General features: G+C 68.2%; 8 protein-coding genes. 7 read left to right on the top strand and 1 reads right to left on the bottom strand.

The window, feature by feature from the left end; genetic code table 11:
• The first annotated feature begins 123 nt into the window (after positions 1-123).
• The 5 genes from AC07DC_RS28420 (at position 124) to AC07DC_RS28400 (ending at position 7,018) form a co-directional block, all read left to right on the top strand.
• Positions 124-1,377, top strand: a complete 1,254-nt coding sequence (locus tag AC07DC_RS28420) for a sugar ABC transporter substrate-binding protein (RefSeq protein WP_478917327.1) — start codon at positions 124-126, stop codon at positions 1,375-1,377.
• Between the two features lie 101 nt (positions 1,378-1,478).
• On the top strand, positions 1,479-2,468 hold the full coding sequence (locus tag AC07DC_RS28415; protein WP_478917326.1) for a carbohydrate ABC transporter permease: 990 nt from the start codon (positions 1,479-1,481) through the stop codon (positions 2,466-2,468).
• Between the two features lie 116 nt (positions 2,469-2,584).
• On the top strand, positions 2,585-3,346 hold the full coding sequence (locus AC07DC_RS28410) for a carbohydrate ABC transporter permease (protein WP_478917433.1): 762 nt from the start codon (positions 2,585-2,587) through the stop codon (positions 3,344-3,346).
• Positions 3,347-3,415: 69 nt separating this feature from the next.
• The gene (locus tag AC07DC_RS28405; protein ID WP_478917325.1) at positions 3,416-5,215 is read left to right on the top strand and encodes an amylo-alpha-1,6-glucosidase; all 1,800 of its coding nucleotides are present in this window, start codon (positions 3,416-3,418) and stop codon (positions 5,213-5,215) included.
• A gap of 453 nt (positions 5,216-5,668) precedes the next feature.
• Positions 5,669-7,018, top strand: a complete 1,350-nt coding sequence (locus AC07DC_RS28400; RefSeq protein WP_478917324.1) for an extracellular catalytic domain type 1 short-chain-length polyhydroxyalkanoate depolymerase — start codon at positions 5,669-5,671, stop codon at positions 7,016-7,018.
• 94 nt (positions 7,019-7,112) lie between these two features.
• Here AC07DC_RS28400 and AC07DC_RS28395 read toward each other — a convergent pair whose 3' ends face one another.
• Entirely contained in the window at positions 7,113-8,219 is a 1,107-nt protein-coding gene (locus tag AC07DC_RS28395; RefSeq protein ID WP_478917323.1) for a ricin-type beta-trefoil lectin domain protein, read from the bottom strand.
• Positions 8,220-8,786: 567 nt separating this feature from the next.
• Between AC07DC_RS28395 and AC07DC_RS28390 the strand changes: the two genes are divergently transcribed.
• On the top strand, positions 8,787-11,021 hold the full coding sequence (locus AC07DC_RS28390) for an alpha-L-fucosidase (protein ID WP_478917322.1): 2,235 nt from the start codon (positions 8,787-8,789) through the stop codon (positions 11,019-11,021).
• Positions 11,022-11,274: 253 nt separating this feature from the next.
• Positions 11,275-12,021, top strand: a complete 747-nt coding sequence (locus AC07DC_RS28385; RefSeq protein WP_478917432.1) for a FadR/GntR family transcriptional regulator — start codon at positions 11,275-11,277, stop codon at positions 12,019-12,021.
• Positions 12,022-12,111 lie beyond the last annotated feature (90 nt).

Raw genomic sequence — 12,111 nt, 5'->3', positions numbered from 1 at the left:
CTCTACGTTCACTGTCGAACCGATTCGCTACTCGGCGATTCGGTCCACGTCGGTGACCTGGTCGCCGCGCGTGGGGGCCCGGGCCCCCAGCGGGCCGGGCACGCAGCGAAAGGGACAGGTGCCATGAACAGATCCGCAGGGCGTCGGCTCGCCGTCGCGTCACTGGCCGCCGTCACGGCGGCCGGCGCTCTCACCGCATGCGGGTCGTCGTCCTCCCCGGGCGACGGGTCCGCATCGTCCGCGGCGGGGGGTACATACACCGTCTGGGACCCGTACCCGCAGTTCGACGGCGCTTCGGCGTGGGCCAAGCTGCTCAGCGACTGCGGCACCCAGGCCGGGGTGAAGGTCAAGCGCACGGCGTTCGACACCACCGACCTGACCAACAAGACGCTGCTGGCCGCGCAGCAGGGCAACGCTCCGGACGTGCTCATCGTCGACAACCCGGTCGTCTCCACCCTCGCCGAGGGCGGCGTCCTCACCAGCACCGAGGAGAACCGGATCGACACCGCGCAGGCAGCGCCGAACCTGCTGGCGGCGGGCCAGAGCGGTGGCAAGACCTACGGCACGCCCATCGGCGCGAACACGCTGGCGCTGTACTACAACACGAAGGTCCTGAAGGCGGCAGGGGTCGACCCCGCGTCGATCACGGACTGGGCGTCGCTGAACGCGGCGCTGGCCAAGGTGAAGGCCGCGGGCAAGAAGGGCATCACCTTCTCGGCGATCGGCACGGAGGAGGGTAGTTTTCAGTTTCTTCCCTGGCTGTGGGGATCGGGGGCCCAGCTGACCGACCTGAGTTCGGACAAGGCGGTTTCCGCCGTGGCGCTGTGGAAGGACTGGCTGAAGCAGGGCTACGCGCCGAACTCGGTGATCAACAACACGCAGACCACCAGCTGGCAGGAGTTCGCCACCGGCGACTTCGCCTTCGCCGAGAACGGCACATGGCAACTGGCCAACGCCAGGAAGGCCGGCTTCGACTACGGCACGATCGCGATCCCTGCGGCCTCCGGCGGTACCGCCCCCGCGCCGACCGGCGGCGAGTTCGTGACCGTGCCGGTGCAGAAGGACGGCGGCCGGTACGCCGCGTCCGACAAGATCGTGACCTGCCTGACCAACGCCAAGAACCTGCTGGCCACCGACACCACCCTGTCGTATGTGGCGCCGACCGGCGCGGTGCAGGACCAGCAGGTGGCCGCGGACCCGCAGCTGAAGGTGTGGGTGCAGGCCGTACGCGCGGCCAAGGGGCGCACCAGCGACGACCTGGGCACGAAATACCCAAAGATCTCCGAACAGCTGTGGGGCGCGGTGCAGGCGGCACTGACCGGAGCGAAGTCGCCGCACGACGCGCTCTCCGCGGCGCAGTCCTCCGCATCCAGGTAGTACCCGACTCAGCGCACCAGCTCCGGGCCCGGGCGAGGGCTCCGTCGGATGGCCCCGCCCGCGTAGCGGGCGTGCCTGCCCACTGAAGGACCAGACCGTCGATGAACAGCACCGCACGGATACCGGACGCCTCGGCCGCGTCCGGCAGAACCGGGCCGGGACACCGAGCCCGTCCCCCTGCCGAAGCCGCAGGCCGGTCCCGTCGCACGCCGCGCTCGCAGCAGTGGGCCGCCTGGGGTTTCCTGGCCCCGGTCGTGATCTACCTCGTCGCCTTCTACGCCTATCCGCTCTACCGCAACGTTGACTTGTCGCTGCGCAACTACACCGTGCGCTCCTTCGTGCAGGGCGGCGCACCCTTCACCGGCCTGGACAACTACCGGAAGGTCTTCGACGACCCGGCCTTCCGTCCGGCATTCGAGCACACCGTGCTCTTCACCGGGGTCTCCCTCTTCTTCCAGTACGCCATCGGTATGGCCCTGGCGGTGTTCTTCACCCAGCACTTCCGGCTCTCGGCCACGCTGCGCGGCCTGTTCCTTGTGCCATGGCTGCTGCCGCTGATCGTATCGGCCTCCACCTGGTCGTGGATGCTCAACAGCGAGTCAGGCATCGTCAACACGGTCCTGGGATGGCTGGGGATCGGGTCGGTCAACTGGCTGACCTCGCCGTCGTGGTCGCTGGTCTCGGTGATCATCGCCAACATCTGGATCGGCATCCCCTTCAACCTGGTCCTGCTCTACAGCGGCCTCCAGGCGATTCCCGTATCGCTGTACGAGGCCGCCGCGCTCGACGGCGCGAACGCCTGGCACCGGTTCTGGAAGGTGACGTTCCCCCTGCTGCGCCCGGTCACGGCGATCACCCTGCTGCTCGGACTGGTCTACACACTGAAGGTCTTCGACATCATCTGGATCATGACCAAGGGCGGTCCCAGCGACTCCTCGACCACCTTCGCGACCTGGTCCTACCGGCTGGGCTTCGGCAACCTGCTGCCGCAGTTCGGCCCCGGCGCCGCCGTGGGAAACCTCCTCGTGGTCATCGCCCTCGCTTTCGGCCTGCTGTACATCCGAGCCCAGCGGAAGCAGGCGAACGCATGAGCGCCCAGGTCACAGCAGTCGCCCAGACGCACCCACCGGCGCGGCGGCCCCAACGCCCGCGCGGACGGCGGGGATCGTGGGGGAAGACGGCGCTGGGCGTGCTGTTCACCGCCGTGATGCTCTTCCCCGTGTACTGGATGGTGAATGTCTCCCTCACCCGTGACGAGGACATGCGCAAGTCCCCGCCCAACCTGTTCCCGGCGCACGGCACCCTGGATGGCTACCGGCAGGTGCTCGACCAGCAGTTGCCGTACCTGGGCACGAGCCTGCTCATCGGCCTGGGCACGGTCGCCGTCACCGTGCTCCTCGCCGCCCCGGCGGGATTCGCCCTGGCCAAACTGCGCCCGCGCGGCGGAGGGCTGGTCAGCTTCCTGATGCTGGTCGCCCAGATGATCCCCGGGATCATCATGGCGATGGGGTTCTACGCCATCTACCTCAACCTCGGCTTCCTGCAGTCCGTTCCGGGACTGATCGTCGCCGACTCCACCCTGGCCGTGCCGTTCGCCGTCCTGATCTTCACCGCGTTCATGTCCGGAATCCCCGAGGAGCTCCTGCAGGCCGCGAAGGTGGACGGGGCAGGAACGCTTCGCACCTTCCGGTCCATCGTGCTGCCGATGAGCGTCAACGCGATCGTGACCGTCTGCCTGTTCGCCTTCCTGTGGTCATGGTCCGACTTCGTCTTCGCCAGCACCCTGGACAGCGGCGGCGCCCACCAGCCGATCACGCTCGGCATCTACCACTACATCGGCAACAACAACCAGGAGTGGAACGCCATCATGGCCACCGCCGTCATCGCGTCCCTGCCGGCAGCCGTCATCCTCGTGCTGGCCCAGCGCTACATCGCGGCCGGCGTCGCGACCGGCGCCGTCAAGGACTGACCGGCGCCCTTCCCGCCAGGCCACTTCACGGCACCAACGCCGCCATCCGCAAAGGATCGAACCCCACCGATGACCGCTACCCCCGACAGCTCCGCCTTCGCGATTCAGGAGATACCGTTCAGCCGCCAGGGATCATGGTTCAACGTCTCCCCGGTCATCGCCCAGCACAGCCGCGCGAAAGACCTGCATCTGGTCTCCCACCAGAACGGCATGCATCCCGTCCTGCGTTTCGTCCCATTCCACCCCTCTGGCGGTGACCGCGCCGAGGCCGCTTGGAACGCGACCCCGTCCCTACTGACCTGGGACACGGAGGCCGGCCGGATCGACATGGTCTACGAGAGCGCCGACACGCTGCGGCTGCGCGGACGTGACCTCGATCTCCTGATCACGCCCGCGGCCCCGGAGCTGACGCCGTTCAGCGGCACGTACTTCTACCGCGACCCCGTGGACGGGTCCTATCAGTTCACCTCCTACGAGACGGGCCGCCGCTACCGGATCACCCTCCTGGCGGGCGCGAGCGCCACCCCGGCCGGGCTGGAGGGACTGGGCGGCACCGTCCGTCAGCTCACGCTGTCCGGCCCCCAGGGCTGGGAAGCGGCCATCGAGGAGATGGACAGCGCGCGGCCGCCCTACGCCGCTGCGGGGGACTTCGATGCCGCGGCGGAGGCGAACCACCGGGCGTTCCGGGATTTCGCCGACGCCGTGGCCCCCCTGCCGGCCGAGTTGGCGCCCGCCGCGGAACGTGCCGCCTACGTCCTGTGGTCGGCGACCGTGCGCCCCGCCGGCTACCTGCGGCGTCCCGCCGTGCTCATGTCCAAGCACTGGATGGACAAGGTCTGGAGCTGGGACCACTGCTTCAACGCCCTCGCGCTGGCCCCGGGCCGGCCGGATCTGGCCTGGGACCAGTTCCAGCTCCCGTTCGACCACCAGGACGAGACCGGAGCCCTGCCGGACTCCCTCACCCATTCCGAGATCCTGTACAACTTCGTCAAACCGCCCATTCACGGCTGGACGCTGCGGCGGCTGCGCGACCGCCTACCCCACCGACCGGCGACCGACGAGCTGAGCGAGACGTACCGGCGCCTGCGGCGCTGGACCGACTTCTGGCTCGTCGCCCGGACCGTGCCAGGTCAGCCGCTACCTCACTATCACCACGGCAACGACAGCGGCTGGGACAACGCCACCACCTTCGACGGCCGCCGCGTGCTGATCACCGGCGACCTCGCCGCCTTCCTCGTCCTCCAACTGGCCGAACTGGCGGAACTGGCCAAGGACCTCGGGCACGCCGAGGCCGCCGACCGGCATCTGCGCACCGCCGATGCGGTCCAGGACGCCCTGCTGGAGCAGCTGTGGTCCGGCGGCCGGTTCCACGGCCGCTCCCCGGAGTCCGGGGAGCTCTCCACCAGTCGCAGCCTGCTGGATCTCATGCCGATCGTCCTGGGCGAGCGCCTGCCGAGCGAGGTCGCCGACCAGCTTGCCGAGGGCATCCGCGCTCACCTCACCCCGTACGGGCTGGCCACCGAACATCCCGACTCGCCGCACTATGAGCCGGACGGGTACTGGCGCGGGCCCATCTGGGCCCCCGCCACCGTGCTCATCGAGGACGGCCTGCGCCGAGCCGGCCATGTCAGTCTCGCCGACGACATCAGCCGCCGCTTCCGCTCCCTGTGCGAGTCATCCGGCTTCGCCGAGAACTTCGACGCGCTCACCGGCCGAGGACTGCGCGACCGGGCCTACACCTGGACCGCCAGCAGTTACCTGCTGCTCGCCGACGACCACCACCGGCGCACCTCGGTGGCGCCGGGCAGCGTGCGCACGGCGGCGGACCCCGGCTCGGAGGTTTCTCCGCGCGGTCTTGACGCGCCATAAGTGAGCGCTAACATTCAGTCAGAGAAGGACGACGGCTGAGGCATTCGCTGGGGAGCCGGCTTTCCGACGGGACCTGGGACGTTCCCTGTTCGGACAGCATGCGGGCCCTCTGTCGTCCTTCGTAGGGTTCGCTGGGGTTCGCCTGGGTCGCCGTCACGATGGGGTCGTGCAGATGGCGGCTCGTCAGTTGGGTCAGCGCGGTTCCGGCGAGCCGTTACGGCGCTGACCACCCTGCTCGCCGTGATCGTGCCCACTGCCTGAGAGGCACGGCTCCGTCCGCAGCCTCACGGTGCCGGGTCCGGGGGCAGGACGTTCGTGCGTGGCTGCCGCCCCGGTCGATGCTCCCCGCAAAGCAGCACCACGGGCACGAGGCGGACGCCCGCTGCCCGGCGCGAACCGGCGCCGGGCACCCCGCCACCCATCCCCACCGATCACCGGAAACGAGGTCCACTTGTGACACGCATTCTGCGCGCGGTCCTGGCCATGGTGCTCTTACCGCTGGCCGCCGTCTTCACGCTCCTGGTACCCCAACCCGCGGCCGCGGCGAGCCTGACGCAGATCACCGGCTTCGGCACCAACCCCACCCACCTCAACATGTACCTGTACGCCCCCGACCACCTGGCGCCCAAGCCCGCCCTGCTGGTGCTGGTCCACTACTGCGGGGGCTCGGCGCAGGGCATCTTCGGCGGCAACGGACATGACTACGCCACCGCCGCCGACCAGTACGGGTACGTCGTCGTGGCGCCCGAGGCCACCCGCGACGGGCACTGCTTCGACGTCTCGACCCCCGCGGCCCTCCGACGAGACGGCGGCAGCGACTCCACCGGCATCATGGCCATGGTCGCCTGGACCCGCCAGCACTACAATGTCGACCCGGCCCGCATCGTCGTCAGCGGCTTCTCCTCCGGCGCCATGATGACCAACGTGCTGGCCGCCGAGTACCCCGATGTCTTCTCCGCCGCCTCGGCGTTCTCCGGAGTGCCGGCCGGCTGCTTCGCCACCAGCGACGGCTCACTGTGGAACAGCCAGTGCTCGGGCGGCAACATCATCAAGACGGCACAGCAGTGGGGCGACCTGGCCCGCTCCATGGATCCCGGATACACCGGCCCCTACCCGCGCATGCAGCTGTGGCACGGCACCAGCGACACCACCCTCGCCTATCCCAACTACGGCGAGGAGATCAAGCAGTGGACCAACCTTCACGGGCTCAACCAGACGCCCGCCTCCACCGACCAGCCCCAGTCGGCCTGGACCCGCACCCGCTACGGCGGCACCGGAGCGCAGGCCCCCGTCGAAGGCATCAGCATCGCGAACACGGGCCACACCTTGCCGCAGCCCGGCATGCTCGCCCGTGCCATCACCTTCCTCGGTCTGGACGGCGGTGGCACCACCCCGCCGCCGCCCACTACCTCCGGCGCGCTGCACGCGGTTGGTGCGGGCAAGTGTCTTGACGTACCGAACGCGTCGACCACGGCCGGTACACAGCTGCAGATCTATGGCTGCTGGGGCGGGGCCAACCAGGTCTGGACCCGCACCAGTTCCCGGCAGCTGACCGTGACCCTGTCCGGCACCACGTTGTGCCTGGACGCCTCCAACAAGCAGACCGCCAACGGCACCAAGGTGGTGACCTGGCCGTGCAACGGCGGGGCCAACCAGCAGTGGTCGTTCAATGCCAACGGCACGGTCACCGGTGTGCAGTCCGGCCTGTGCCTGGACGTGGCCGGAGCGTCCACCGCTGACGGCGCCCTGGTCCAACTCTGGTCCTGCGGCAGTGGATCCAACCAGCAGTGGAACCTCGCCTGACCGATCCTTTCTCCACCTGCGCCCCACCCCGTGGCCGGCTCGCGCCGGCCACGGGGTGGGTTCTCGCGCGCTCACCGCGTGGCGCGGGAGGTGGTCATCCGGCGGTCAGTGTGGTCCATTGCTGGTTCGAACCGCCGTTGCAGTCCCACAGTTGGAGCTGGGTGCCGTCGGTCGCGGAGAAGCCCGGGTCGTCGAGGCAGCGGCCGGAGACCGGGTTGCGGTAGCCGCCGTTGTAGGGCTGCCAGACCTGGTTGGCGCCGCTGCCACAGGACCAGATCTGCACCTTGGTGCCGTTGGCCGTGCCCAGGCCGGCGGCGTCCAGGCACTTGCCCAAGGAACGCAAGGTGCCGTCGGTGTATGCCCTCCAGAGCTGGTTGGAGGCGCCGTTGCAGCTCCAGATCTGGGCGGCTGTTCCGTCGGCGCTGTTGGCGCCGCTGACGTCGAGGCACTTGCCGGTGATGCCGGAGTGCACGGGGGACGCGGCGGGGGAGGGGTTCGTCAGCCATCCGGCGCTGTCGGCGGCCTGCACGCCCCGGTGGAAGGCGTCGGCCATCTTCTGGTAGCCGGCGTCGTTGGGGTGCAGGGCGTCTGCCAGGTCGGCGGTGGTCACAGCGCTCATGTCGACGTATCCGACATGCTTGCCCGCCGCCTGCTCGTTCTGCACCATGCCGGGGATGGCCTGGTTGAACGCCGCGCGGTACTGCTCCTCTGTGCCGCTGGTGGACACCACCAGCGAGGCGACCAGCACGGTCACGCCGGGGACGTCAACGGTGATCCGGTCGACCAGCGACTTCAGCCGGGCGTTGGCGGTGGAGACCTGGTAGTTGCCATTGAGGTCGTTGGTGCCGATCTCCAGCGTCACGACATTGGGCCGGTACTGGGTGAGCGGAGTGTCGGCGAGGGCGGCGATCTGGTCGATCCGGTATCCGGAGTGCCCTTCGTTGTCCGGGTCGGACATCGAGCCGCCCCGCAGCGTGCCGACGAAGTCCAACTGATGGCCGTCTCCCGCGAGTTCGTTCCACAACGGCGCCCGGTAGCCGTTGCCCGTACTGCTCCCGACGCCCCAGGTGATCGAGTCACCCAGTGGCATCAGTCGTACGGGCGTGGTCGACGCGGCAGCGGCCGGTGTCACACCTGCGGCCACAATGCCGAGGGCGGCAACGACGAGTGCGACGAGCAGAGCCGTCCAGCTCGTTCTCATCAAACGTCCTCCTCCGTGAATGAGTGCTGAGCGGGCCGCAGTTGTGTAGCAGCCGACTGGTGTGCGCTAACAATTCTGGGCCGATCGACAGTATTGGCTGCCTCGGCGAGTCCTGACTTGCGGTTCAGCGCCAGACCGATCCCAGGGCGCCCTCGTAGGCATATCACGTCGACTCTCGTCTGGGACATCCCATGGATGCAGCAATCGGGCGACTCGACCGGCGGGGGTGAACTTGGCGCGTTTTCGCCTCTGTTGGTGTTTCAGCGGCCATTTAGGGGCTCGGGGCCTGCGGTGCGGAGACAAATACATCCCATGCCTGAGGTCCAAGCAGTTTCCCGTGTGCAAGACCTTGACAGCGGACACGGCCCTGCCAGAATCAGGTCCAGTTTGGTGTGAGCGCTCACACAGTCAGGCGCGCAGCAGGTCGCTTCGCATCGCGACACACCCACTCGCGCGGATGCCCGCCGTTTTGGTCTCCTCGCTGCAACAGGACCGGTCCTCATCGGCGGCCCGGCGCAGTTGGACCGTCCGCGAAGTCATCCCCGTTCACCGACGAAGGGCCCAGCCATGACGATCAGCAGGCGAGTGTTCCTATCGGCTGCCACCGGTGTCGTCGCCGCCGCGGCGGCGGATCTCACGCTCGGCACGTCGAGGGCCCTGGCGGCCCCAACGTCGTACTCGCCCACCTGGGCGTCCGTTGACCAGCACCCGCCGGCGCCGGAGTGGTTCCAGGACGCGAAGTTCGGTATCTACTTCCACTGGGGTGCTTTCAGTGTGCCGGCGTTCGGCAGCGAGTGGTATCCGCGGAACCTGTACATCGCCCAGAGCGCCGAGCACAACCACCACGTCGCCACCTACGGCGACCCGACAGTGTGGCCGTACAACAACTTCCTTGACGGGGCCCGCGACAAGGCGGGCAACTGGGTGCAGTTCGCGCCCAAGCTGGTCTCCCAGGGCGGGAGCTTCGACCCGGACGCCTGGGCGCAGTTGTTCGTGGACGCGGGAGCGAAGTTCGCGGGGCCGGTGTCCGAGCACCACGACGGGTTCTCGATGTGGAACAGCTCGGTCAACGAGTGGAACTCGGTCCAGCGCGGGCCGGGGCTGAACCTGCTGGCGCTGTTCCGGGACGCCATCCGGGGCAAGGGCATGAAACTGCTGGTGGCCATGCACCACGCCTACAACTTCAACGGCTACTACGACCACGTCCCCGCCCAGTCGTCCACCAGCTTGAAGAAGCTCTTCGGTCAGCTCGACACCGTGGCGGAGAACCAGCTGTGGTTCGCCAAGCTCAAGGAGGTCGTGGACCTGGCTCAGCCGGACATCCTGTGGGAGGACTTCGACCTGAGCAGGGTGGACGAGACGCAGCGGCTCAACTTCCTGTCGTACTACTACAACCAGGCCCTCGGCTGGGGCAAGGAGGTCGTGGCCACCTACAAGGACGGCTACGACGACACGGGCGAGATCTTCGACTACGAACGCGGCGGCCCGGCCGGCATCACCAGCCCCTACTGGCTGACCGACGACAGCATCAGCAGTTCCAGCTGGTGCTACACCGTCGGCATCGGCTACTACTCCATCCCGCAGATGCTCCACGCGCTGATCGACCGGATCAGCAAGAACGGCAATATGCTGCTCAACATCGCCCCGATGGCGGACGGCACGATCCCCCAGGGCCAGCGGGACGTCCTGCTGGGCATCGGCGATCACCTCAAGCGGTTCGGCGAGTCGCTGTACTCCACGCGGGCGTGGACGGTCTATGGCGAGGGCCCGACCAAGATGGGCGGTGGTTCCTTCACCAGCCCTGTGGTCGGGACGAACAAGGACTTCCGCTTCACCCGCGACAAGGCGAACAAAGTCCTGTACGCCACGGTCCTGGGCTGGCCCGGCAGCTCCACCACCATCGCCACCCTGGCGAGCGGCCGGATCGACCTCGGCTCGTTGACGTCGGCGCAACTTCTGGGATCGACCGCCGACACGTACATCGGCTTGCCGGCACCCACACAGGGCAGCGACGGCCTGCATGTCAGCCTTCCGTCCTCCTCGGCACCCTATGCGGCGCAGGCCTACGTTCTGAAGTTCACCTTCTCCGGGCAGATCCCGGTCCTCGGGGCCGGCGGCAGCGGCGCCGTCACCGCGTATGGCGACGTTTCGTATGCCGGTGCGGCAGCGTCACTGACACTCGGGAGCTACAGCGCCGCCCAACTGCAAGCCGCGGGCCTGCCGACGCGGACGATCTCCTCCCTGCGGATACCCGTCGGATACCAGGCGGTCGGCTACTCCGGGGACAACTTCTCCGGCACCGCCTGGACCTTCAGCGCCGACAACGCCGACCTGCGCAACACCGGGAACAACGACGCCATCACCTCACTGAAGGTGATCTTCAACCCCACTGCGTACTTCCGCGTCACCAACGTCACCGACGGCCTGGCCCTGGACAGCGGTGGCACCGTCGCCTCCGGCAGCAACCTCAAGCAGTGGACGTGGAACGGCAGCACCAACCTCCAATGGCAAGCCGTCGAGCTGGGCAACGGCTACTACCGCCTGGTCAACCGCACCAACGGCATGGTCGCCGACGGCTGGGGCTCCACCACCAACGGGGCACCGGCGCAGCAGTCCCCCTGGAACGGCGGCACCAACCAGCAGTGGCAGATCACCGACCGCGGCAACAGCCGGTACAGCATCGCCAACCGCACCACCGGGCTCATCCTGGACGGCGGCGGCAACGTCGCCTCCGGCTCGGCCACCAAACAGTGGACCTGGGACGGCAGCACCAACCTCCAGTGGACGTTCGCCGCTCAGTAGTCCGCCGAACTCCACTCCGTTGTCCCGGCCCGTCGGCCCGGGGACGGCGGGAACTCAAAACATATCTGGAAGAAAAGGGGTTTATGTAGCGAATCTATCGATATAGTCGGACGGCTTGTGGGAAATGAGTACTACTTATTGGATCGAGGTGATAGATTGAGCGCGGCGCATGTCATATGTGCGCGGTGTGGTTGATGGTGAAGGAGGCACGCCGTTGGACGGCGATTCCGTACTGGCGGCAGGCGGAGCCCCGGTGGAGCTGGCCGGGCAGCCGTCGGGCCAGGTCGCGAGTTCCTACCGGCCGCGCTACGAGCTCATCGCCGAGCAGATCCTGAAGTTCATCGCCGAGGTGGGGCTCCAGCCCGGCGACCGGATGCCGACCGAGAACGAGCTGGCGGCACGCCTGGGCACCAGCCGGACCGTCGTACGGGAAGCAGTCAAGATCCTCTCCGCGATCGGACGCGTGCGGGCGCAGAAGGGCCGCGGCCTGTACGTGGCGGACGACGAGGGCATGCTGGGGTCCTCGCGGTGGGGGAGCTTCTTCCTTCCCACCGACCTTGACCACGTCTACATGCTCTTCGAGTTCCGGCGCGTCCAGGAGGCGGCGGCCAGCCGGCTGGCCGCGACGCGGGCGACACCGGCCGAACTGCGGACCATCGAAGCGGCCGTCGAGATGTGCCGACAAGGGTTGGCGACGGGGCGAGTGGACCTGTTCGACCAAGGCGACGAGGATTTCCATCTGAGCATCGCGGCCGCCTCGCACAACCCCTTCCTCGTCGCGGCGATACGGGAGGCCCGACGTCTACAGCGTCAGTCCAGCACGATCGGGCTGAGCGGTACCGTCGGAGGTCACGCGCCCGAAGCGGTCGAGGAGCACGTCGCCATCTACCGGGCCATCCGTGACGGTGACGCCGAAGCGGCGGCGCAGGCGGCCACGGTCCATTTGGACAAGACCCTCGAAGACTACCGGCGGGAAATCCAGCGCAGGGTGTTCGGCTGAGTCCCCGGGATTTCGGTGCCGCCGCCCTCTCCGCCTGGCGGGAGAGGCGGAGAGGGCGGCGGGCGCCGGAGTCTCGGTTGAGTCCGTCGT

The organism is Streptomyces sp. NPDC045021 (genome assembly GCF_056432645.1).
This window is presented reverse-complemented; position numbering and strand designations above follow the sequence as displayed.

Excerpts from the sequence above, each read along its gene's own strand:
- AC07DC_RS28405 (WP_478917325.1), top strand. The coding sequence starts at position 3,416 with ATGACCGCTACCCCCGACAGCTCCGCCTTCGCGATTCAGGAGATACCG.
- AC07DC_RS28390 (WP_478917322.1), top strand. The coding sequence starts at position 8,787 with ATGACGATCAGCAGGCGAGTGTTCCTATCGGCTGCCACCGGTGTCGTC.
- AC07DC_RS28420 (WP_478917327.1), top strand. The coding sequence starts at position 124 with ATGAACAGATCCGCAGGGCGTCGGCTCGCCGTCGCGTCACTGGCCGCC.
- AC07DC_RS28415 (WP_478917326.1), top strand. The coding sequence starts at position 1,479 with ATGAACAGCACCGCACGGATACCGGACGCCTCGGCCGCGTCCGGCAGA.
- AC07DC_RS28410 (WP_478917433.1), top strand. The coding sequence starts at position 2,585 with ATGCTCTTCCCCGTGTACTGGATGGTGAATGTCTCCCTCACCCGTGAC.
- AC07DC_RS28395 (WP_478917323.1), bottom strand. The coding sequence starts at position 8,219 with ATGAGAACGAGCTGGACGGCTCTGCTCGTCGCACTCGTCGTTGCCGCC.